Raw genomic sequence first — 22,708 nt, forward strand, 5'->3', positions numbered from 1 at the left:
TTCGAGCCTGTGTACAGTCCGTGAATCTGGCGTGAGGAGCGCGTGGTCCGCATGCGGGGATCGGCATGCGTGGAAAGAAAATATGGGGTGGGGGATGACCGTCAAGGTCACCGTGGTGGTCCCGACGTACAACTCGGGGAAGCTGATCGAACCGCTGATCGACTCGATGCTGAGGCAGTCCCTGCCGCCCGAGGAATTCGAGGTCCTCTTCGTCGACGACGGCTCGAAGGACGACACCCCCGCCCTCCTGGAGGGCCTGGCCGCCGAGCACGAGCACTTCCGCGTGGTCCGGATACCGAACTCCGGCTGGCCCGGAAAGCCCCGCAACGTCGGCGTCGAGCAGGCCAGGGGCGAGTACGTCCAGTTCCTCGACCACGACGACCGCATGGCGCCCCAGGCGCTGGAGCGGCTGTACGAGACCGCCCGGCGCAACGGCTCCGACATCGTGATCGGCAAGGCCGCGAGCAACTTCACCGCCCGCGGCGTCGCCCACGCCCTGATGAGCCGCGCCCGCGAGTCCTGCACCGTGTGGAACGCGCCGCTCGTCGACAGCCTCACCCCGCACAAGATGTTCCGCACCGCGTTCCTGCGCGAGAACCAGATCGTGCACCCCGAGGGCCCCTGGATCCTCGAGGACCAGCTGTTCATGGTCCGCTCCTACCTCAAGGCCGCCGTGGTCTCGATCCCGGGCGACCACGTCTCGTACTACTACTGGGCCCGCGAGGACGAGGGGAACAGCGGCGCCCGCGCCTTCGAGCCGCGCGAGTACTACGGGAACCTGCGCGAGGTCATGCGGACCGTCGTCGACGGCACCGAGCCCGGCCCCCAGCGGGACAGGCTGCTGCGCCGCTTCTACCGGGGCGAGATGCTCAGCAGGCTCGGCGTCCCGGCGCGGGGCGTGACCCACGACCCGCCGTTCACCGAGGACCCCTTCGAGGTCGTCCGCGAGCTCGCCGAGGAGTTCGTCACCGACGGCGTCCACGACGGCATGAACGCCGGCCAGCGGATCCGCTCCACGCTGCTGCGGCAGAACCGGCAGGGCGACCTCGCCGAGTTCACCCGCCGCCAGTACGACCTCAAGGCCCGCTCTGCCCTCGAAGGCGTCTCCTTCGGCCGCGAGCGCGTCCGGGCCTCCTTCACCGCCCGCTTCGAGGAGGAGCCCGGCGGCCCCGGCCTGGTGCTGGCCCGCCGCGGCGACCGCTACTACTACGCGCCCGCGCTCACCGAGGGCGTCCTCGACGAGCTGGTCGACGTCACGGACGAGCTGAAGAGCTTCAAGGCCGAGGTGCAGCTGCGGCACACCGAGACCGCGCACCTGTGGGCGCTGCCGCAGAAGGCGTCCCTGGACCTCCAGGAGGAGGGCGAGCCGGACGCCGAGGGGACCGTGCTCGTACGTCCCGTCGTGCGCGGCGTCGTCGCCGTCGACCCGCGCCGGGCCGCGGGCGGCGGCCCGCTGGAGGACGGCGTGTGGGAGCTGCGGATCCGGCTCACCGGGGCAGGCTTCGACCGCTATGCGCGCCTGGGCGAGAGCAGGGCGGAGGATCTGGCGACGGCCGGACCCGAGGTCGTCGACGGCCGCGCGATACGGCCGGTCCTCGCCGAGGACGGGCTGAGCATCGAGATCGCCGCGACCGACGCGGCGCCGGCGCCGCGCGGCCCGAAGGTGAGCGTGGTCCTGCCGACCGCCGGCGCCGCGCCCGAGGCCGTCCAGGAGACCCTCGCCTCGCTGGCCGCGCAGTCGCTGCCGGCCGCCGACGTCGAGGTGGTCGAGGTCGACGCGAGCGCGGTCCCCTCCGGCGCCGACCCCCGCAACGCCGGGATCGACGCGGCCGGCGGCCAGTACGTCCTGTTCATGGAGGCCGGCGACAGGCTCGCCCCCGAGGCCCTGGAGCGGATGTACGCGTACGGCATGGAGCACGACGCCGACGTCGTCGCCGGCAAGCTCGCGGGCAAGGGCCGGGCCGTGCCGCGGGAGCTCTTCGTGCGCGACCGGCCCGACGCGAGCCTCGCCAAGGACCCGCTGGCGGACAGCCTCACCGCGAACAAGCTGTTCCACCGGGACCTGCTCGCCGCGCACGGCCTGCGCTTCCCCGAGGGCGGACGGCCGCTCGCCGAGCAGGAGTTCACGGTCGTCGCCTATCTGCGGGCGCTGCGCACCGCGGTGCTCGGCTCGTACGTCTGCTACCACTACGGCCCCGCCAAGGCCGCGCCCGCCCCGGCGTGGAGCGCGTACTACACCGCCCTGCGGACCGTCCTGGAGACCGCGAACCGGCTGAGCGAGCCCGGCCCCGCCCGCGACCGGCTGCACCGGCGCTGGCTGCGGGTCGAGATGCTCGACCGGCTCAGCGGCAAGCGGCTGCTGGAGCTGGACGAGGAGGCCCGGCGCGAGCTGTTCCAGGAGATCCGCACGGTCCTCGCCGCCGGCGTCTCCGACAGCGCGATCGGCGGGCTGCCCGTCTCACGGCGGCTGGCCGTCGGCCTGATCGCCGACGACCGGCTGGAGGACCTGGTGGCTCTCGCCGCCTGGGAGGACTCGGTCGCGGGCCGGGTCCGCCTCGACGAGCTGTCCTGGCAGCAGGGCGATCTGTCCCGGCAGCAGGGAGAAACGATTCACCTCGCCTTCGAGGCCGAACTCCACGCCGCCGACGGCCCGGTGGGGGTCGCCGCCACCAGCCCCGGGCAGTACGCGCTCGCCCCGGCCGGACTCCCCCAGGGCCTGCTCGACCGCTTCGCCGGCGAGCCGCTGACCGGCGGCGCCGCCCCGGGCAAGGCCACCGCGGTGCTGGTGCTGCGCGAGCGCGGCAGCGGCGCCGAGTACCGGCTGCGCACCGAGACGACCGTGCGCGGCGCGGACGGCGACAGCCCGCTGACCGTACGGGGAACGGCGCGGCTCGACCCGGCGACGGCGGTCGGCGGCGCACCCCTCGGCGACGGCGTCTGGGACCTGTCCGTGCGCCTGAGCGCGCTCGGCTGGACCAAGTCCGCCCGGCTCGGCGCCCGGCGCGGTCCCCAGGTCCCCGAGGAGCTCGCCGCCATAGCGCACCCGACCGAGCGGGACCGGCGCATCACGCCGTACTGGACCAAGCCGCACGGCGACCTCTCCCTGCGGGTCGCCGTGCCCAAGCCGCCGAAGCCGGCCCCGGCGAAGCCCACGCCCAAGCCGAGCCTGCTGCGACGGGTGGTCCGTCGGCTGCGCCGCGGCTGAGGGCCGGCAGAGCCCCGCGTACGAGACTCGCGTACGAAAAGGGCGGTGGCCCCCTCCGAGGAGGGGGCCACCGCCCTTCGTGCCGAGTGCGACGACCGCGGTCACCAGACCCGCGAGCGAGGCCTACGAACCGGACGCGTCCGCGGACACTCCCGGAAGCGACGTCTGCTCGGCGGCCGCGGTCTTCTTCGAGACCTTCTTCGCGGCCGTCTTCTTCGCCGTCGTCGTCTTCTTCGCCGTCGTCTTCTTGGCGGCGGCCTTCTTCGCCGTGGCCTTCTTGGCGGTCTTGCGAGCCGCCTTCTTGGCCGGAGCGGGAGCCTCGGCGTCGACGTCGGCCGCGGCCTCGGCCGGGGCTTCGGCTGCGGGCTCGGGCTTGGCCTCCGCGGCCGCGGGGACCACGACGATCGCGGTCTCCTCGGCGCCCGAGGGCGAGCCCGCGGGGGCGGTGACCTTGCGGGTCACCCGACGGCGCGCACGCGGCGCCGCGACCGGGGCCGCCTCGGCCGCAGGAGCCACAGGGGCCTCGACCGCCGCCTCGGCCTCGGGGGCCGGCTCGGGCTTGGCCTCGATGACGATCTCCGGCTCGGCGGCCTTCGGGGCGCCGGCGGGAGCGGACGCCTTGCGGGTCGCCCGGCGACGGCCACGAGCGGGCGCGGCCTCGGGCTCTACGGCCGGCTCGGCGACGGGCGCCTCGACAACGGCCTCGGCGGCGGCCTCGACCGGGGCCTGAGCCTCGGCCTTCGGCTCCGTGACGATCTCCGCCGCCGCGGCCTTCCTCGGGGCGCCGGCCGGGGCAGACGCCTTGCGGGTCGCCCGACGACGGCCACGACCGCGTCCTGCGGCCGCCTCCGCCTCGGCGGCGCTGCTGTACAGCTCCTCGTCCGGCACGAACTCCGGCTCCGGGAGCGCCGCCGGGGCGGCGACCTCCGCGGCGAGCTCCGCCTCGGACTCGGCCTCGGTCTCGACGGCCTCGACCTCGTGGACGTGGTCGGCGCCGCCGCGGCCGCGCTTCTTGGCGCGCTTGCCGCCACCGCCGCCGGCCGACGTGGGCTGCTCCATGTGGACGATCACGCCGCGGCCGTTGCAGTGGACGCAGGTCTCGGAGAAGGACTCCAGCAGGCCCTGGCCCACCCGCTTGCGGGTCATCTGGACCAGGCCCAGCGAGGTGACCTCGGCGACCTGGTGCTTCGTACGGTCCCGGCCCAGGCACTCGAGCAGTCGCCGCATGACCAGGTCCCGGTTGGACTCCAGCACCATGTCGATGAAGTCGACGACCACGATGCCGCCGAGGTCGCGCAGCCGCAGCTGGCGCACGATCTCCTCGGCCGCCTCCAGGTTGTTCCTGGTGACGGTCTCCTCGAGGTTGCCGCCCTGACCGGTGAACTTCCCGGTGTTGACGTCGATGACGACCATGGCCTCGGTCTTGTCGATCACCAGCGAGCCGCCGCTGGGCAGCCAGACCTTGCGGTCCAGCGCCTTCATCAGCTGCTCGTCGATGCGGTACGTCGCGAAGACGTCGACCTCGCTCGTCCACCGCTGGAGGCGGTCGACCAGGTCGGGCGCGACGTGCGAGACGTAGCCGTGGATGGTCTCCCATCCCTCGTCGCCGCTGACGATGACCTTCGAGAAGTCCTCGTTGAAGATGTCGCGCACGACGCGGACGGTCATGTCCGGCTCGCCGTACAGCAGGGTGGGGGCGTTCGAGCTGCCGCCGCCCTTGGCCTTCTTCTGGATCTCCTCCCACTGCGACTGGAGCCGCTCCACGTCACGGCGCAGCTCGTCCTCGCTGGCGCCCTCCGCGGCGGTGCGGACGATGACGCCCGCGTCCTCGGGAACGATCTTCTTGAGGATGGTCTTCAGCCGGGCGCGCTCGGTGTCGGGCAGCTTGCGGCTGATGCCGGTCATCGAGCCCTCGGGCACGTAGACCAGGTAGCGGCCGGGCAGGGACACCTGGCTGGTCAGACGCGCGCCCTTGTGGCCGATCGGGTCCTTGGTCACCTGGACCAGGACCGACTGGCCGGACTTGAGCGCGGCCTCGATGCGGCGGGGGCCGTTGGCCATGCCCAGCGCCTCGAAGTTGACCTCGCCGGCGTACAGGACGGCGTTGCGGCCCTTGCCGATGTCGACGAAGGCGGCCTCCATGGACGGCAGGACGTTCTGCACCTTGCCCAGGTAGACGTTGCCGACGTACGAGGTCGACTGCTCCTTGTTGACGTAGTGCTCGACGAGCACGTTGTCCTCGAGGACGCCGATCTGGGTGCGGTCGCCGTGCTGGCGGACGACCATCACACGCTCGACGGCCTCGCGGCGCGCCAGGAACTCCGCCTCGGTGATGATCGGCACCCGGCGGCGGCCCTGCTCGCGGCCCTCGCGGCGGCGCTGCTTCTTCGCCTCCAGACGGGTCGAGCCCTTGATGGACTGCACCTCGTCGGACGGCTCGTCGCTCTTGCGCGGGGCGCGCGGCTCACGGACCTTGACGACCGTGCGCTCCGGGTCGCTGCCCGCGGACTCCTCCTCGCCCCCGGGCTCGCCGCTGCGGCGGCGACGGCGGCGACGGCGACGGCTGCTGCTGGTGCCGGCGGCCGACGGGGTCTCGGTGTCGCCCTCCTCGTCCTCGGCGCCCTCTTCGTCGTACTGCGCCTCCTCGGCGGCGGGCTCCTCGGACTGCTCCTCGCCGCTCTCGTCGGACTCGGCGCTCTCGCCCCGACGGCGGCGACGGCCGCCACGGCGGCGGCGACGCGACGGGCGGTCCTCGTACTCGTCCGACTCCTCGCCCTCGCCGGCCTCGGCGGCCTGCTCGGGCTCGGCCTCGGGCTCCTCGGCGGCGGCGGGCGCGGGCGTCTCGACCGGCTCGGCCTGCTCACCGCGGCGACGGCGACGGCGGCGTCCGGCGGGCTCGGGAGCGACGGTCTCGGCGACCGGCTCGACGACGTCCTCTTCCTCTTCCTCCTGCTCCGCCACGGCGGCGGCGGCCGCGGCGGCGGCCGTCTCCGGGGTCTGGAACATCGGCTCGGTGAACACCGGCGCCTGGAAGACGGCCACGGCGGGCCGCGCGGCACGACGGCCGCGTGCGGGGGCCTCGGACTTCTCCTCGGCCTTCTCGGCCTTGGCGGGCTTCTCCGCCTTCTGGGCCTGCGCCGGCTGGGCCGTGAACTCGGGCGAGACCGCCCGGCGGCGGGAGCGGCCACGGGTGGCGGCCTTCTCGGCGGCGGCGACCTCGGCCTCTTCGGAGGCGATCTGGGCGACCGCGTCGGCGGGCAGGCTCTCGCCGTCCTCGGGCTCGGTCTCCTCGGCGCCGGCCTCGGCGGCCTTCGGGGTCTTGGGGGCGCCGGCGGGCGCGGAGGCACGGCGGCGGGAGCGGCCACGGGGCGCGGGGGCCTCAGCGGGCGCCTCGGCGGGGGCCTCAGCGGCCTCCGGCTCGGCGACGGCCTCGGGGGCCTCAGCGGCTACCTCGGGCTCGGGCGCGGTGACCTTGCGGGTCGCACGACGACGCGTACGCGGCGCAGGGGCCTCAGCAGCGGCCTCGGCCTCCGGCTCGGCGGCAACCTCGGCCACAGGGGCCTCAGCGGCAACCTCAGCCTCGGGCGCGGTCGCCTTACGGGTCGCACGACGACGCGTACGCGGCGCGGGAGCCTCAGCAGCGGCCTCGGCCTCCGGCTCGGCGGCAACCTCGGCCACAGGGGCCTCAGCAGCTACCTCAGCCTCAGGCGCGGTGACCTTGCGGGTCGCACGACGACGAGCACGCGGCGCAGGAGCCTCAGCAGCGGCCTCGGCCTCCGGCTCAGCGGCAACCTCGGCCACAGGAGCCTCAGCGGCAACCTCAGCCTCAGGCGCGGTCGCCTTACGGGTCGCACGACGACGAGCACGCGGCGCAGGGGCCTCAGCAGAGGCGGCCTCCGGCTCGGCGGCGGCGGAAGCAGCGGCGGACCCCGTCTCGGCAGCGGCGGCGGCAGAGGTCTCCGTGACCTCCGCGGACTCGCCCGCGGCCGCCGACGGCGGACCCGCGGGACGCGACGCGGCGCGACGCCTACGGCGAGGCGGCAGCGTGTCGCTGGGGGAATTGTTCTCGGTCTCTCCGGCGGTGCCGGATTCGTTCTCGAGCATGCGGGCGGTTCTCCCGTCACGCTCCCGGGCGCCGCGCCTGATCCGGTCCGGCCGGCGGCCGCGTGATGTGCGCGGCCCCGCCGTCCGGGGCGCGGGCGCCGCACGGGAGCTGATGTATGGCTCGCCGGTTCCGTACGCGATGTACGCACGGCCTGGCGAAAGTCTCCTGGTCTTGCGCGGCCCGACCCAGGTGGCTCCCGAGTACCAGGGCTGCGCTACAACGACTGTCCTTACGCGGCGGGACCTTCGGGCGCCGTCGCTGGGGCGGTCTCGGCGGCCTTGGGTGGGGCGGCCAGGACTGCCTCGCGGTCGGGCGCGAGCGGGTCGGTCACCGTGCCGGACTCCTCGTCGAAGAGCCCCTGCGCCAGCCTGGTCACCGCTGCGGGGACCGGCGGCGCCAGGTCGGCCACAGCTCGGAGACCAGACAGGACGTCGTCGGGTCGTACGGCAGGTGTCACGTGCCGAACAACCAGCCGCAGTATCGCACAGGGCCCGACCCCGGGCCTATCAGCCTGGGGAGGAAGTGCCTGCAGCTCGGCGACGGCGCCGCGGGCGTCGAAGGTCCGCATGCCGTTCTTCGTCCGCCGTTCGACCTCAACGGTCTCGGCGGCGAGGAAGGCGGCGACGGCCGACGACGCGCTGTCGACGTCCACGCCGTCCAGCCGCAGCTCCCACACGGAGGCGGTCAGCCGGTCGGCGAGCCCGGAGGTGTGGGCCTCCACGGCGTCGGTGATGTCGAGCCCGTCCGGCAGCGACTCGTCGAGCAGCTCGCGCAGCTTGTCGGGGTCGCGGTGCTGGGTGAGGGCGATCTCCAGATACTCGGCCTCGCTGCCCGTGCCGGTGGGTGCGGCATTGGCGTAGGAGACCTTGGGGTGCGGGGTGAAGCCCGCCGAGTACGCCATGGGCACCTCGGCGCGGCGCAGCGCCCGCTCGAAAGCGCGCTGGAAGTCGCGGTGGCTGGTGAACCGGAGGCGGCCGCGCTTGGTGTAGCGCAGTCGGATGCGCTGCACCGCCGGTGCGGGCGGCGGGCCTTCGGGCTGTCGCTTGCCCAGTGGTTCTTCTCCTCGGTGCGGGGCGGGCGCGGGTGGCGCGCCGCCCTCGGTGCGTTGCGTGTGCTCCCCGGGGCCCGCCCGGCTCACCCCTGCTTGTGCAGGGAGATCTCGGGTCCGGGCGCCGCGCCGGGAACAGTAGTCGTGCTACCCAGAGTACGCGCATGACGCACACCCGGTTCCACAGCCTCGGGCGGCACGGGGCCGCCGACCAGCGCGCGCCAGCCGTCGCGCCGGGCCTGGCGGACCATCTCGCCCGCCGAGCGGAGAGCGTCCCGGGTCGCCCGGCCCGCCGCGACGGCGGCCTGCTTGGCCGGCCGCCAGACCATGTCGCGCACGGCGTGCCCCACAGGGGTGCACACGCTCTGGTAGAACCAACGCGCCGGGCACCCGACAAGATTCCAGGCGAGCCACTTGATCCCGCGGCCGACGGCGCGCGAGATGTACCCGGCGACGCGCCAGGCGACGCGGACCGCCTCGACGATCTCGCGGCCCAGGGGGGCGAGGACGCGCCGGTACACCCAGACCACGGGCGCGACGAGCAGGGTCGTCGTCAGCCAGACGAGCGCGGCCCAGACTCCGCGGCAGACTGCGGCGATACCGTGGCCGAGCGGGGTCAGCACCCACCGGTAGATCCACACGGCGGGGGCGACCAGCCCGTACATCACCACCGGCACGACGAGATACCGCCACAGCGCGACCCACGGCCAGACGAAGAGCGCCTTGCCGACGAAGGCCAGCACCGTCGCGATGCCGTGGCCGAGCGGGGTCAGCAGCGTCCGGTAGATCCAGACGACGGGCGCGACCAGCAGATTCTCGACGAGCCAGGCGATCCCGTGGCCGAGCGGGGTGAGCAGCGTGCGGTAGATCCACACCGCCGGGGCGACCAGCCCGTACATCACCACCGGCACGACGAGATAGCGCCACAGCGCCACCCACGGCCAGACGAAGAGCGCCTTGCCGACGAAGACGGCCAGCCAGAGCACGCCCATCCCCAGCGGGGTGAGGACCTTCTCGTAGAACCAGCTCAGCGCGCGGCCCAGTGGGCGCAGCAGCGCGCGGTCGATCGCCCGGCCGCAGACGACGAGCAGATCCCAGACCATCCGCAGGGGAACGACGAGGACGAGCACGACGATCCGCACCGGAATCCGGATGACCGTGGTCAGACAGCCCTCGCCCGGCTCGTAGTGCGCCGGCGCCTGGTGGCTCCCGTACCTCTGAGGAGGCTGGGGCGGCTGAGGCGACTTCTCGAAGTTCATGTCAGACATGACGCGTCACAGCCCCGCTCGGATCCCGTACCTGCGCTTCTGCCTCGCGGACGCCCTCGAAGAGGCCGCCGTTCGCCCCGACCGCCGTACGTGACTCCGAGTTGACGGACCGACAGCCGACGAGAAGGCCGCGGCGGCGGGAAAGACGGCCCCGCGTCGCACCGCCGAACGACGCGTGCGCACGCACGACAGGGGCTATGAGCTGGGGCATTGGGCCATTGTGCCCGGCACGCAGAAAGGCCCGGCCAGGGGGGCGCCCCTATGGCCGGGCCTTCTTCCAAGCCCTGTGCGCTACTTGACGACCGTCAGCGGCAGCAGCTTCTTGCCGGTCGGGCCGATCTGGATGTGCGTGTCCATCTGCGGGCACACGCCGCAGTCGAAGCACGGCGTCCAGCGGCAGTCCTCGACCTCTGTCTCGTCCAGCGCGTCCTGCCAGTCCTCCCAGAGCCAGTCCTTGTCGAGACCGGAGTCCAGGTGGTCCCAGGGCAGGACCTCCTCGTAGGTGCGCTCACGCGTCGTGTACCAGGCGACGTCGACGCCGACGTCGGGCAGCGTCTTCTCCGCGCACTTCATCCAGCGGTCGTACGAGAAGTGCTCGCGCCAGCCGTCGAAGCGGCCGCCGTCCTCGTAGACCGCGCGGATGACGGATCCGATGCGGCGGTCGCCGCGCGAGAGCAGGCCCTCGACGATGCCGGGCTTGCCGTCGTGGTAGCGGAAGCCGATGGAGCGGCCGTACTTCTTGTCGCCGCGGATCTTGTCGCGCAGCTTCTCAAGACGCGCGTCGGTCTCCTCGGCGCTCAGCTGCGGGGCCCACTGGAAGGGCGTGTGCGGCTTGGGCACGAAGCCGCCGATGGAGACCGTGCAGCGGATGTCGTTCTGACCGGAGACCTTGCGGCCCTCGGCGATGACGTTGACCGCCATGTCGCCGATCTGCAGGACGTCCTCGTCGGTCTCGGTGGGCAGGCCGCACATGAAGTACAGCTTCACCTGGCGCCAGCCGTTGCCGTACGCGGTGGAGACGGTACGGATCAGGTCCTCTTCCGAGACCATCTTGTTGATGACCTTGCGCATGCGCTCGGAGCCGCCCTCGGGGGCGAAGGTCAGACCGGAGCGGCGGCCGTTGCGGGTCAGCTCGTTGGCCAGGTCGACGTTGAACGCGTCGACGCGGGTGGACGGGAGGGACAGACCGATCTTGTCCTCCTCGTACCGGTCCGCGAGGCCCTTGGCGACGTCGCCGATCTCGCTGTGGTCCGCGGAGGAGAGCGAGAGCAGGCCGACCTCCTCGAAGCCGGTCGCCTTGAGGCCCTTCTCCACCATGTCGCCGATGCCGGTGATGCTTCGCTCCCGCACGGGGCGCGTGATCATGCCGGCCTGGCAGAAGCGGCAGCCGCGGGTGCAGCCGCGGAAGATCTCCACGGACATCCGCTCGTGGACGGTCTCGGCGAGCGGGACCAGGGGCTGCTTGGGGTAGGGCCACTCGTCCAGGTCCATGACGGTGTGCTTGGACACGCGCCACGGCACGCCGGAGCGGTTGGGCACGACGCGGGCGATACGGCCGTCGGGGAGGTACTCGACGTCGTAGAAGCGCGGGACGTAGACGCCGCCGGTCTTCGAGAGCCGGAACAGCACCTCGTCGCGCCCGCCCGGGCGGCCCTCGGCCTTCCAGGCGCGGACGATCTCGGTGATCTCCAGGACCGCCTGCTCGCCGTCGCCGATGACCGCGCAGTCGATGAACTCCGCGATCGGCTCGGGGTTGAAGGCGGCGTGGCCGCCGGCCAGCACGATCGGGTCGTCGAGGCCGCGGTCCTTCGCCTCCAGCGGGATGCCCGCGAGGTCGAGCGCGGTGAGCATGTTGGTGTAGCCGAGCTCGGTGGAGAAGCTCAGCCCGAAGACGTCGAAGGCGCCGACGGGGCGGTGGCTGTCCACGGTGAACTGCGGGACCTTGTGCTCGCGCATCAGCTCCTCGAGGTCCGGCCAGACGCTGTACGTGCGCTCGGCCAGCACGCCCTCGCGCTCGTTGAGGACCTCGTAGAGGATCATGACGCCCTGGTTGGGCAGCCCGACCTCGTAGGCGTCCGGGTACATCAGCGCCCAGCGCACGTCGCACGAGTCCCACGGCTTGACCGTGGAGTTGAGCTCGCCGCCGACGTACTGGATCGGCTTCTGCACGTGCGGCAGCAGAGCTTCGAGCTGTGGGAAGACAGACTCGGCAGCAGACATCTCCGGACCTTCGTGAGCTGGCAGGGGTGACCATCAAGCGTAACCCGAGGCTCAGCCGCTCAGCGCCGCCCGAAGATCCACATCCGACGCCTTCCGCCAGACCTCGGGCAGCTCGCGCTCGCGCTCCGCGCCCGCCGCCTCCTCCTGGCCGTAGAGAAGTCCCCAGGTGAACGCCGACTCGCCGGCCGCGTGCGCCTGGATCCCCAGGTCGCGCAGGGCCTCGCGCGCCACCACGCTGTCCTGGTGGTCGCCGAGCACCGTCTGCACGGCCTTCATCCGTTTGGCGAACCGCTTCGCGGGCTTGCCCAGCGCGGGCGTCGCCGCCTCCGCCGCGTACCGGGCGCGCTTGGCGGCCTTGCGGGCGTCGTGCATGGCCAGGTCCCGGTCGTGGCCCGGGGGCAGGTCGAGGGCGTGCTCGACGCGGGCGGCGAGGCGGTCGTAGTCCTTGAGGACCGCCGCGGGCAGCACCCGCGCGGCCGGTCCCGCGGCGGCCTTGCGCAGCGGCGGGTCGGCGAGCAGCGCGTCCAGGGAGTCCAGCAGCTCGAGGTAGCGCTTGCCGTCGAGGACGGCGAGCGTTCGGCGGCGGGAGCCCGCGCCGTGCGCTCCCGTCCAGATGCGCAGCCTGCCGCGGACCGGGCCGAGCAGCAGCGTCCTGGGGACCTCGTCGATGCGGCTCTTGAGCCGCTCGGTGAGCACCTCTTGGTCGCGGGCGACGCCCAGCTCGGCGGCGAGCCACTTGAGCTCTTCGCCGATGGGGTCGGTGACCGTGCGGTCGACGACTTTCCGGTAGGTCTTGAACGCGCTGCGCAGCCGGCGGGTGGCGACGCGCATCTGGTGCACGGAGTCGGGCAGGTCGCGGCGGACGGCGGGGTCGTAGGCGAGGATGGCGTCTACCTGTTCGCGCAGGTAGGCGAGGATGTGGTGGCCGGCGCTGTCGGGCGCGGCGCGCTCGTCGGCCTCGTCGGCCTCGGCGGCCCTCCCGCCCGTGGACGCCTTAGGGGCCTGCTCGCCCGTGGACGTCTCGGAGTCCTCGGCCGCCTTCGAGTCCTTGGCTCTCTTGCTCTTCTTGGTCTTCCCGGGCCCCTCGGGGGCCGTCTCCGTCAGCGCCCTCGCCAGCTTGGACGGCGAGTCCGCCGGCCGCACGCCCGCCTTGCGGAGCTTCTTGTCGACCGCGTCCAGGAACGCCGGGTCCCCGTCGTCCGCGAGCTCGACCTCGATCTCGTCCCACTGGGCCGTGCGCCCGCCGCCGCCCTTCGACAGCCGCTCCGCGCGGACCGCGTCCCTGCTCACCTCGGCGAGCAGCGCCCCGTCCGCGTCGACCAGATGGAGGACCTCCCTGGCGGAGATCAGGCGTACGACGGGGATCGGCTCGGCGTCCCGGGTGCGGGCGTGCACCAGGCCGGCGAGGCTGCGTGGAATCTCGTCGGACAGGGGCGCGGCGATCTCGTCCCGCACGCCCGGCGCGACCGGGAGCTTGAGATGCCAGCCGGCGTCCGCGCCGCCGGTGCGGCGGCGCAGGGTGATGCCCGCGGCCGCGAGTCTGAGGTCGGCCGTGTCGTAGTAGACGGCGTCGAGTTCGACGACGCCCTGGTCCAGCACGGAGGAGACGCCGTCCACACGGGTCAGGTCCGGCAGCTCGGTCTCGGGGGTGGCTTCGTACTTCCGCTCGATCTCGCGCTTGGTGTCCGCCATGCACCGAATTTAGTTCCCTATTCGGTCTTGCGGCAGCCCTGTGCGCGATCTAGGCCGTTATCGGTCGCTGGACCCGGATCGACTGGAGCAGTCCGATCGCCACCCACACCGCGAACATGGACGATCCGCCGTACGAGACGAACGGCAGCGGCAGCCCGGCGACCGGCATGATGCCGAGGGTCATGCCGATGTTCTCGAAGGACTGGAAGGCGAACCAGGCGATGATGCCGGCCGCGACGACCGTGCCGTACAGCTCGGTCGTCTCGCGCGCGATCCGGCAGGCCCGCCAGAGCACCACGCCGAGCAGCAGCAGGATCAGTCCCGCGCCGAGGAAGCCGAGCTCCTCGCCGGCGACCGTGAAGACGAAGTCCGTCTGCTGTTCGGGGACGAATTGGCCGGTGGTCTGCGAGCCCTTGAACAGGCCCGTGCCCAGCAGTCCGCCGGAGCCGATCGCGATCCGCGCCTGGTTGGTGTTGTAGCCGACGCCGGCCGGGTCGAGCTCGGGGTTGGCGAAGGCGGCGAAGCGGTTGATCTGGTACTCGTCGAGCAGGCCGAGGGCGGTGACCAGCACGGCGCCGCCGACGCCCGCGCCGACGAGTCCGAGGACCCAGCGGTTGGAGGCGCCGGAGGCGAGCAGCACGCCGAGCACGATGACCGCCATCACCATCACCGAGCCGAGGTCCGGCATGAGCATGACGATGGCCATCGGCAGGACGGCGAGCCCGAGGGACTTGGCGACCGTGCGATGGTCCGGATGGACCAGGTCGCCGGCGTCGACCCGGGCGGCGAGCATCATCGCCATCCCCAGAATGATCGTGATCTTCACGAACTCCGAGGGCTGGAGGGAGAAGCCGCCGCCGAGCACGATCCACGCGTGCGCGCCGTTGATCGTCGCGCCGAGCGGGGTGAGGACCAGCAGGACGAGCACGACGGACAGCCCGTACAGCACCGGGACCGCGCCGCGCAGGGTGCGGTGTCCGAGCCAGATCGTGCCGATCATCAGGGCGATGCCGATGCCGGTGTTGAGGGCGTGCCGGAAGAAGAAGTAGTACGGGTCGCCCTGGTTGAGCTCGGTGCGGTTGCGCGTCGCCGACCACACCAGGAGCGAGCCGACGGCGGAGAGGGCGATCGAGCAGAGCAGTATGGGCCAGTCGAGTCTGCGCACCACGGAGTCGCGGGCGCTCATTCTCGACCAGAGCCCGCCGCGCTCGGGCCCGTAGCCGGAGACGGAGAAGCCATTGGCGCCGGCCATGTCGCTAGTCCCTCCACGCGGGCGGGCCCGCGAGCTGCTGCTTGTCGGCCGGAGGCTTCGGCCGCTGGTACGGCTTGATCTTCGGGGCGTCGATGGAGCCGTCCGACTGGATCTTGGGCAGCCCCTTCTGCGGCTGGGGCAGCAGGGCCTTCTTCAGGTCCTGGCTGCCCTCGTCGTCGAGCCCGTACATCGCCTCGTAGATGTTGCGGACGGCGGGGCCGGAGGCTCCGGAGCCGGTGCCGCCCTGGGCGATCGTCATGATGATCGTGTAGTCGTCGGTGTACGAGACGAACCACGAGGTCGTCTGCTTGCCGTAGACCTCGGCGGTTCCGGTCTTGGCGTGCATCGGGATCTTGTCCTGCGGCCAGCCGCCGAATCGCCAGGCGGCCGATCCGCGGGTGGTGACTCCCGCGAGTGCTTCGTCTATCTGCGACCTGGTCTTGGCGTCCATGGGCAGCTTGCCGTGCGCCTTGGGCGCGATCTCCTCGACCGACTTGCCGTCGGGGCTGACGACGGCCTTGCCGATGGTGGGGTTGTAGAGGGTGCCGCCGTTGGCGATGGCCGCGTAGACGGTGGCCATCTGGATCGGGGTGACGAGGGTGTCTCCCTGGCCGATGGAGTAGTTGACGGAGTCACCGGCCCTTATCCGGTTGCCCTCCAGGCAGCCCTCGTACGCGATCTTCTCGACGTACGTGCCGTTCTTCTTGCCCTGCTTGCACCAGGCGTCCTTGTTGGCCTCCCAGAAGCTCTGCTTCCACTGGCGGTCGGGGACGCGGCCGGTGACCTCGTTGGGGAGGTCGATGCCGGTCTCCTTGCCGAGGCCGAACTGGTGGGCGGTCTTGTAGAACCAGTCCGCGGTGTTCTTCTTCGGCTTCATGCCCCCGTCCTTCAGCCACTCCTGGTGGGAGAGGCCGTAGTAGACGGTGTCGCAGGAGACCTCGAGGGCGCGGCCGAGGCTGATGCTGCCGTAGCCCTTGGACTCGAAGTTCTTGAAGACCTGGCCGCCGACGGAGTACGAGCTGGGGCAGGGGTAGTCGCCGTCGAACTCGTACCCGGCGTTGACCGCGGCGGTCGAGGAGATCACCTTGAAGATCGAGCCGGGGGCCGCCTGGCCCTGGATCGCGCGGTTGAGCAGCGGATAGTTGGAGTTCTTGCCGGTCAGCCGCGCGTAGTCCTTGCCGGAGATGCCGCCGACCCAGGCGTTGGGGTCGTACGTCGGCTGGGAGGCCATCGAGACGATCCGGCCGGTCTTGTTCTCCATGACGACCACGGCGCCGGCGTCGGCCTTGTAGTTCTCGTTCGTGTTCCGGTCGAACCCCTTGCGGGCTTCCTTCATCGCGTCGTTGAGCTCGAACTCGGCGACCGCCTGGACGCGCGCGTCGATGGAGGTGACGAGGTTGGCGCCGGCCTGGGCCTCGTCCCGCTCGGCCTCGCCGATGACCCGGCCGAGGTTGTCGACCTCGTAGCGGGTGACGCCGGCCTTGCCGCGCAGGGCCTTGTCGTAGGTGCGCTCCAGGCCGGAGCGGCCGACCTGGTCGGAGCGGAGGAACGGCGAGTCCGTGTCCTTGGCCTTCTCGATCTCCTCGTCGGTGACGGGCGAGAGGTAGCCGAGGACCTGGGCGGTGTTGGTCTTGCCGGGCGCGCTGTAGCGGCGCACGGCGGTGGGCTGGGCGGTGATGCCGGGGAAGTCCTCGGCGCGCTCGCGGATCTGGAGGGCCTGCTTGGGCGTCGCCTCGTCGGTGACCGGGATCGGCTGGTAGGGCGAACCGTTCCAGCAGGGCTGGGGGGTCTTGGCGTCGCAGAGCCTGACCTTGTCCATGACGTCTTTCGGCTTCATGCCGAGGACGCCGGCGAGGCGCGTGAGGACGGCCTCCCCGTCGTCCTTCATCTTCATGAGGTCGGTGCGGGACGCGGAGACGACCAGCCGGGTCTCGTTGTCGGCGAGCGGGACGCCGCGGGCGTCGAGGATCGAGCCGCGGACGGCGGGCTGGACGACCTGCTGGACGTGGTTGTTCTTCGCCTCGTCGGTGTACTCGTCGCCGTTGCGGATCTGGAGGTACCAGAGCCGGCCGCCGAGGGTGAGCAGAAGGGAGAAGACGAGTACCTGGATGATGATCAGCCGGATCTGGACCCGGGGGGTCCGCCCGGTCTCCGGAATGTTGCTCACGCTGCCCCCTCGGTCACAGTCGCTTGACTCCCTTGATACGCCCGGCGCGTGAGGCCCGCGTCCTGGCCGCCTTCACTCGCAGTCCGCCCCGCTGGCGCCCGATGCGCAGCCCGGTGCCGGAGGAGAGCCAGCCGGACGCGACGTCCGTGCCACTGCCTCCGCCACCCGAGGACTCGGCCAGCGGATCGTTCTCGGCACGTCTGGCGAGCCCCATGATCAGCGGCACGGTGAACGGCGCGAGCAGCAGGTCGTAGACGGCGGCCGTGAACAGCAGGCTGCCCAGACCCACATGGCGGGCGGCGGTGTCGCCGACGAGCGCGCCCACTCCCGCGTACAGCAGGGTCGAGCCGACGGCGGCGGCGACGACCACCAGCATCGGTCCGGTGGCGGACTTGAGCTGGCCGCTGTCGGGCTTCACCAGGCCCGCGAGGTAGCCGATCACACAGAGCACCAGCGCGTAGCGGCCGGCGGCGTGGTCGGCGGGCGGGGCGAGGTCGGCGAGCAGGCCCGCGCCGAAGCCGATGAAGGCGCCGGCCATGTGTCCGTAGACGAGGGCGAGTCCGAGGACCGTGAGCAGCAGCAGATCGGGGACGGCGCCGGGGAGCTGGAGGCGGGCGAGCACGGAGACCTGGACGACGAGGGCGACCACGACGAGTGTCGTGGAGAGCAGCACCCGGTTGAAACGCATGGGACGGATCAGCTCCTACTGCTCGTCGTTCAGGCCGTCGGCGCCGCCCGGGTCCTGGGCGGCTGGATCCTCGGTTCTGCCCGGCTCCGGGCTCAGGCCCGGGATCGGGGCGCCGCCGCCCTGCTGCTGGAGGCCGCCCTGGCCCTCGAACTGGCCGCCCGCGGACGGGGTGACCGTCACCGTGACGGTGGGCGTGGGCTTCGGCTTGGCCGGCTTGGGCGGCAGCACCGCGTCGCGCGGGTCGGAGCGGGGAGCCTGGACGACGACGCCGACGATGTCGAGCTTGGTGAAGCCGACGTACGGACGGACGTAGATGTTCCGGGTGAGGTCGCCGCCGGAGGGGTCGACGCGGACGACCTCGCCGACCGGGACGCCGGGCACGAAGGGCTTGTCGGCCTGGGAGCCGAAGGTGACGAGCCGGTCGCCCTTGCTCACCTTGGCCTTGCCGTTGAGCAGCTGCACCATCAGCGGCCGGTCGCCCTGGCCGGTGGCGAAGCCGAGCTCGTCGGTCTTCTCCATCCGGGTGCCGACGGTGAAGTCGGGGTCGTTGGCGAGCAGCACGGTCGCGGTGCTGGGTCCGACGGTGGTGACCCGGCCGACGAGTCCGTCGCCGTTGAGCACGGTCATATCGCGGCGGATGCCGTCGTTGGAGCCGGCGTCGATGGTCACGGTCCAGGAGAAGCCCTGGGCCGCTCCTATGGCGATGACCTCGGCGCCCTTGATGCCGTACTGGCCGGCGCCCGCCGTCTTGAGCATCTTGTCGAGCTCGCGCAGTCTGCTCTGGTTGCGTGTGTCGCTGCCGAGCTTCTGCTTCAGCTCGGCGTTCTGCCGCTCCAGCTCGCTGATGCGGTCATGGCGCTCGCCGGAGTCCCGAACGGCTCCGATCGCGTTGCCGATCGGGTCGACGGCGGCCGCGACGCCATTCTCGACCGGTCCGAAGACCGTGGCGGCGGCCTGCCGGGCGCCGTCGACCGGCGACTCCTCGCCTCCGCGGATATCCACCGTGATCAATGCGAACGCGATGGCGATCAGCAGCACCAGGAGCAGCCGGCTCTCTCGTGTGTCCCTCACGTGCGGCGGCCGTGCCTTCCTCATAGGAATATTGGTGTCTGTATATCAACGATCCGCCGTACGGGTCGGCAGGCCCCCATACGGGCGGTCCCCCTGCGCCAGCAGCGGCGCAGGGGGTGGACGGTACGATCCGCCGCTGCGCCGCTAGCGGCGTGGCTGGGCGTCCAGCACTTGCTGGAGCGCCTCGAACTCCTCGACGCACTTGCCGGATCCGAGGGCCACCGAGTCCAGGGGGTCCTCGGCGATATGGATCGGCATCCCGGTCTCGCGGCGCAGCCGCTCGTCCAGGCCGCGCAGGAGCGCGCCGCCGCCGGTGAGGACGATGCCGCGGTCCATGACGTCGCCGGAGAGCTCCGGCGGGCACTTGTCGAGCGTGGTCTTCACCGCGTCGACGATCGCGTTGACCGGTTCCTCGATGGCCTTGCGGACCTCCGCCGCGGAGATGACCACGGTCTTGGGCAGACCGGAGACGAGGTCACGGCCGCGGATCTCGGTGTGCTCGTCCTTGTCCATGTCGTACGCGGAACCGATGGTGATCTTGATGCTCTCGGCGGTCCGCTCGCCGAGCAGAAGGGAGTATTCCTTCTTGATGTGCTGGATGATCGCGTTGTCCAGCTCGTCGCCGGCCACGCGGATGGACTGTGCTGTGACGATTCCGCCAAGAGAGATGACGGCGACTTCGGTGGTCCCGCCGCCGATGTCGACGACCATATTGCCGGTGGCTTCATGGACCGGGAGTCCGGAGCCGATGGCCGCGGCCATGGGCTCCTCGATGATGTGCACCTGTCGGGCGCCCGCCTGCGTCGAGGCCTCGATGACCGCGCGGCGCTCAACGCCCGTGATGCCGGAGGGCACACAGACGACGACGCGCGGACGGGCGAGGTACCGGCGCTTGTGGATCTTCAGGATGAAGTAGCGGAGCATCCGCTCGGTGATCTCGAAGTCGGCGATGACGCCGTCCTTCAAGGGTCGGACGGCAACGATGTTGCCCGGTGTCCGACCGATCATCTTCTTCGCCTCGGCGCCGACCGCGAGAATGCCGCCCGTGTTGGTGTTGATGGCGACGACGGACGGCTCGTTGAGGACGATCCCCCGGCCCCTGACGTACACCAGCGTGTTGGCGGTCCCGAGGTCGACAGCCATGTCACGGCCGATGAACGACATGTTGTACCCCATGAGGATGCGTCTGGCCTTCCCAAATCGAGCATTGATGGCTTATTAGGACGGCGAGGTGGGTGCTGTGGCGTGAAGGCTTCCATCGTAGTGCCGCCTACACGGACACCGCGCGGTGGACCACCTCCCTATAGGTGACGAGGTGTCGCAGCGATGCGTTCCCGCAATACGCTCGCATATACCTGGGGGCGACCGAAATTCAATCGGTCGCCCCAGGTCAATGGGCGCGTATGGCTGACGCCCAATCAGGAAAGGCCGGGGAAGAAAATCTTGAGTTCCCGAATGGCGGACTCCTCGGAGTCCGAGGCGTGGATCAGGTTCTCCCGCACGATGGTGCCGAAGTCACCGCGGATGGAGCCGGGCGCGGCGGCGATCGGGTCGGTGGGGCCGGCGAGCTGGCGCACGCCCTCGACGACCCGCTCGCCGTCGACGACGAGGGCGACGACCGGACCGGACTGCATGAACTCGACGAGCGGCTCGTAGAACGGGCGGCCGACGTGCTCGGCGTAGTGCTGCTCGAGGAGGGCACGGTCGAGAGTGCGCAGCTCCAGCGCGGCGATGGTCCAGCCGGCCTTGGCCTCGATCCGGCCGATGATCTCGCCGACCAGACCGCGGCGTACGGCGTCGGGCTTGAGCAGGACGAGCGTGCGCTGGCTCACGGGGGTGGGCTCCTTCTGTCACAGGTATGCGGTAGTCCGAGGCTACCGGTCCCCCACGCCTTCCCCACGTCCACCCCGGCCCTCAGCGAAGGGCCCCCATTCAGCCCCGCCGGCGATTGAGGCGCACCCCACCCTGGCAGGCGGCCCGCACGTTCAGCCTCGCTGGGGCCCCCCGGACGGAGTCTGGGGGAGATTGAGGCGCGGGGCCCGGGGCGGAGCCCCGCAGGCAACCCGCACGCAACCCCCACCCTCAGCCCGCCTCCGCCGCCCATCTCGCCTTCGCCTCGTCGATCTTCCGCCCGTAGTACACCGACGCCCCCCACAGCCCCGCGAACAGCGCGCCCAGGAAGAACATCGTCGGAAGCACGAACCCGCTGACGATCAGCGCGATCTGCAGCGCCCAGCCCAGCTGGACCCCGCCCGGGCGGGTGATCATCCCGCACAGGACGACGGAGAGCAGCATCGCCACCCCGCACACCGTCCACACCGTCGCCATGGAGTGGTCGTCGGACTTCATCGCGACCAGCCCCGCGAAGCCGATCACGAAGACCTCGCTGATCAGCGTGGAGGCACAGAGCGTACGCACCGGATGTCAGCCCTTCCCCAGCAGCAGCCGGGCTTCGCCGACCGTGATCACGGAGCCGGTCACCAGGACGCCCGCGCCCGCGAACTCCGACTCCTCCTCGGCGAGCGTGATCGCCGCCTCCAGGGCGTCGTCCAGCCGCGGCTCCACGACCACCCGATCGTCCCCGAAGACCTCGACGGCGACCGCCGCCAAGTCGTCCGCGTCCATCGCGCGATGGCTGGAGTTCTGGGTGACCACGACCTCGGCGAAGATCGGCTCGAACGCCTCCAGGAAGCCCCGGACGTCCTTGTCGCCGCTCGCTCCGACCACGCCGATGAGGCGGGAGAAGCCGAAGGACTCGGTGACCCCCGCCGCGGCGGCTCGCGCCCCCGCGGGGTTGTGCGCGGCGTCCAGGACGACCGTCGGGCTGCGGCGCACGACCTCCAGACGGCCGGGCGAGGCCACCGAGGCGAACGCGCCGCGGATCGTGTCCATGTCCAGGGTGCGCGCCTCCCCGGCGCCGACGCCGAAGAACGCCTCCACCGCCGCCAGCGCGACCGCCGCGTTGTGCGCCTGGTGCGCGCCGTACAGGGGGAGGAAGACCTCTTCGTACTCCCCGCCGAGCCCGCGCAGGGTCACCAGCTGGCCGCCGACGGCGACTTCGCGGGAGACCACGCCGAACTCCATGCCCTCGCGGGCGACCGTCGCGTCGACCTCGACGGCCTTCTTCAGCATCACCTGAGCGGCGTCCACCGGCTGCTGCGCCAGGATGACCGTGGCGCCCTGCTTGACGATCCCGGCCTTCTCCACGGCGATCTCGGCGGTCGTGGAGCCCAGCCGGTCGGTGTGGTCCAGGTCGATCGGGGTGACGACGGCGACCGAGCCGTCCATCACGTTCGTCGCGTCCCAGCTGCCGCCCATGCCGACCTCGACGACCGCGACGTCCACGGGCGCGTCCGCGAAGGCGGCGAAGGCCATGCCGGTCAGCACCTCGAAGAAGGAGAGCCGGTACTCCTGCTGGCCGTCGACCATCTCGATGTACGGCTTGACGTCGTCATACGTCTCGATGAAGCGCTCGGCCTCGATCGGCGCGCCGTCCAGGCTGATCCGCTCGGTGATCGACTGCACGTGCGGCGAGGTGTACCGCCCGGTGCGCAGGTCGAACGCGGCGAGGAGGGCCTCGATCATGCGGGCCGTGGACGTCTTGCCGTTCGTCCCCGTGATGTGGATCGAGGGGTACGCCCGCTGGGGCTCGCCCAGGACGTCCATCAGCGCCGCGATACGGGTGACCGAGGGCTCCAGCTTGGTCTCGCCCCAGCGCGTCGCCAGGTCCGCCTCGACCGCCCGCAGCGCCTTGTCCACCTCCGGGTCCGCGGGCCGGGCGGGCACCGGGTCGCCCGTCGGCGGCCCGGCCTGCGTGCGCAGGGTACGGCTGCCGGCCTCGATCACCGCCAGGTCGGGGTCTCGGTCGGTCTCGGTGTCGACGATCTCGTCGAATGGGTCGGGCTGCTCGCTCACGGGACCAGTCTACGGAGGAGGTCGGACAGGACGTTCGGCCCGCCCCTCTCGGGTCTCTCGGCCCCCGGGTTCGCGGC

14 protein-coding genes are annotated in these 22,708 nt (G+C 71.7%); 1 reads left to right on the top strand and 13 read right to left on the bottom strand.

Annotated features, from left to right (window positions below; genetic code table 11):
- The first annotated feature begins 94 nt into the window (after positions 1-94).
- Positions 95-3,205, top strand: a complete 3,111-nt coding sequence (locus AB0M39_RS14455) for a glycosyltransferase (RefSeq protein ID WP_365363925.1) — start codon at positions 95-97, stop codon at positions 3,203-3,205.
- 123 nt (positions 3,206-3,328) lie between these two features.
- On the opposite strand, the gene AB0M39_RS14460 is transcribed toward AB0M39_RS14455, so the two are convergent.
- From AB0M39_RS14460 to AB0M39_RS14520, 13 genes are all read right to left on the bottom strand, one after another.
- Positions 3,329-7,309 carry an Rne/Rng family ribonuclease gene (locus AB0M39_RS14460; protein ID WP_365363927.1) on the bottom strand — a complete coding sequence of 1,327 codons (3,981 nt, stop codon included), beginning with the start codon at positions 7,307-7,309 and terminating at the stop codon, positions 3,329-3,331.
- A gap of 230 nt (positions 7,310-7,539) precedes the next feature.
- On the bottom strand, positions 7,540-8,319 hold the full coding sequence (locus tag AB0M39_RS14465; protein WP_365363929.1) for a TIGR03936 family radical SAM-associated protein: 780 nt from the start codon (positions 8,317-8,319) through the stop codon (positions 7,540-7,542).
- Between the two features lie 125 nt (positions 8,320-8,444).
- Positions 8,445-9,617: a hypothetical protein gene (locus AB0M39_RS14470; protein WP_365363932.1), complete on the bottom strand. Its 1,173-nt coding sequence runs from the start codon at positions 9,615-9,617 to the stop codon at positions 8,445-8,447.
- A gap of 300 nt (positions 9,618-9,917) precedes the next feature.
- On the bottom strand, positions 9,918-11,846 hold the full coding sequence (locus AB0M39_RS14475; RefSeq protein WP_365363935.1) for a TIGR03960 family B12-binding radical SAM protein: 1,929 nt from the start codon (positions 11,844-11,846) through the stop codon (positions 9,918-9,920).
- Between the two features lie 51 nt (positions 11,847-11,897).
- Positions 11,898-13,538 (bottom strand): CYTH and CHAD domain-containing protein, encoded by a 1,641-nt coding sequence (locus AB0M39_RS14480; protein ID WP_365363937.1) that lies wholly within the window; start codon positions 13,536-13,538, stop codon positions 11,898-11,900.
- Between the two features lie 49 nt (positions 13,539-13,587).
- A complete protein-coding gene (gene rodA, locus AB0M39_RS14485; protein WP_365363939.1) occupies positions 13,588-14,790 on the bottom strand; it encodes a rod shape-determining protein RodA in 1,203 nt (400 codons plus the stop codon).
- A gap of 4 nt (positions 14,791-14,794) precedes the next feature.
- Complete coding sequence (gene mrdA / locus AB0M39_RS14490; RefSeq protein ID WP_365363941.1) at positions 14,795-16,957, bottom strand: penicillin-binding protein 2; 2,163 nt, start codon at positions 16,955-16,957, stop codon at positions 14,795-14,797.
- A gap of 13 nt (positions 16,958-16,970) precedes the next feature.
- Positions 16,971-17,645, bottom strand: coding sequence for a rod shape-determining protein MreD (gene mreD / locus AB0M39_RS14495; RefSeq protein WP_365363943.1), 675 nt, complete (start codon positions 17,643-17,645; stop codon positions 16,971-16,973).
- Between the two features lie 15 nt (positions 17,646-17,660).
- Positions 17,661-18,716: a rod shape-determining protein MreC gene (gene mreC / locus AB0M39_RS14500; protein ID WP_365363945.1), complete on the bottom strand. Its 1,056-nt coding sequence runs from the start codon at positions 18,714-18,716 to the stop codon at positions 17,661-17,663.
- A gap of 144 nt (positions 18,717-18,860) precedes the next feature.
- Complete coding sequence (locus AB0M39_RS14505) at positions 18,861-19,880, bottom strand: rod shape-determining protein (RefSeq protein WP_020610253.1); 1,020 nt, start codon at positions 19,878-19,880, stop codon at positions 18,861-18,863.
- A 254-nt stretch (positions 19,881-20,134) separates the two neighbouring features.
- Positions 20,135-20,548, bottom strand: a complete 414-nt coding sequence (gene ndk / locus AB0M39_RS14510; protein WP_365363947.1) for a nucleoside-diphosphate kinase — start codon at positions 20,546-20,548, stop codon at positions 20,135-20,137.
- A gap of 250 nt (positions 20,549-20,798) precedes the next feature.
- Positions 20,799-21,134 (bottom strand): DUF4233 domain-containing protein, encoded by a 336-nt coding sequence (locus tag AB0M39_RS14515; RefSeq protein ID WP_365363949.1) that lies wholly within the window; start codon positions 21,132-21,134, stop codon positions 20,799-20,801.
- 6 nt (positions 21,135-21,140) lie between these two features.
- Positions 21,141-22,631, bottom strand: coding sequence for a folylpolyglutamate synthase/dihydrofolate synthase family protein (locus AB0M39_RS14520; RefSeq protein ID WP_365363951.1), 1,491 nt, complete (start codon positions 22,629-22,631; stop codon positions 21,141-21,143).
- Positions 22,632-22,708: the final 77 nt, after the last annotated feature.

It is taken from the genome of Streptomyces sp. NPDC051907 (genome assembly GCF_040681075.1).
In the GTDB taxonomy this organism is placed as follows: domain Bacteria; phylum Actinomycetota; class Actinomycetes; order Streptomycetales; family Streptomycetaceae; genus Streptomyces.

Excerpts from the sequence above, each read along its gene's own strand:
- AB0M39_RS14455 (WP_365363925.1), top strand. The coding sequence starts at position 95 with ATGACCGTCAAGGTCACCGTGGTGGTCCCGACGTACAACTCGGGGAAG.
- AB0M39_RS14480 (WP_365363937.1), bottom strand. The coding sequence starts at position 13,538 with ATGGCGGACACCAAGCGCGAGATCGAGCGGAAGTACGAAGCCACCCCC.
- AB0M39_RS14470 (WP_365363932.1), bottom strand. The coding sequence starts at position 9,617 with ATGAACTTCGAGAAGTCGCCTCAGCCGCCCCAGCCTCCTCAGAGGTAC.
- AB0M39_RS14505 (WP_020610253.1), bottom strand. The coding sequence starts at position 19,880 with ATGTCGTTCATCGGCCGTGACATGGCTGTCGACCTCGGGACCGCCAAC.
- AB0M39_RS14460 (WP_365363927.1), bottom strand. The coding sequence starts at position 7,309 with ATGCTCGAGAACGAATCCGGCACCGCCGGAGAGACCGAGAACAATTCC.
- AB0M39_RS14475 (WP_365363935.1), bottom strand. The coding sequence starts at position 11,846 with ATGTCTGCTGCCGAGTCTGTCTTCCCACAGCTCGAAGCTCTGCTGCCG.
- rodA (WP_365363939.1), bottom strand. The coding sequence starts at position 14,790 with ATGGCCGGCGCCAATGGCTTCTCCGTCTCCGGCTACGGGCCCGAGCGC.
- mreD (WP_365363943.1), bottom strand. The coding sequence starts at position 17,645 with ATGCGTTTCAACCGGGTGCTGCTCTCCACGACACTCGTCGTGGTCGCC.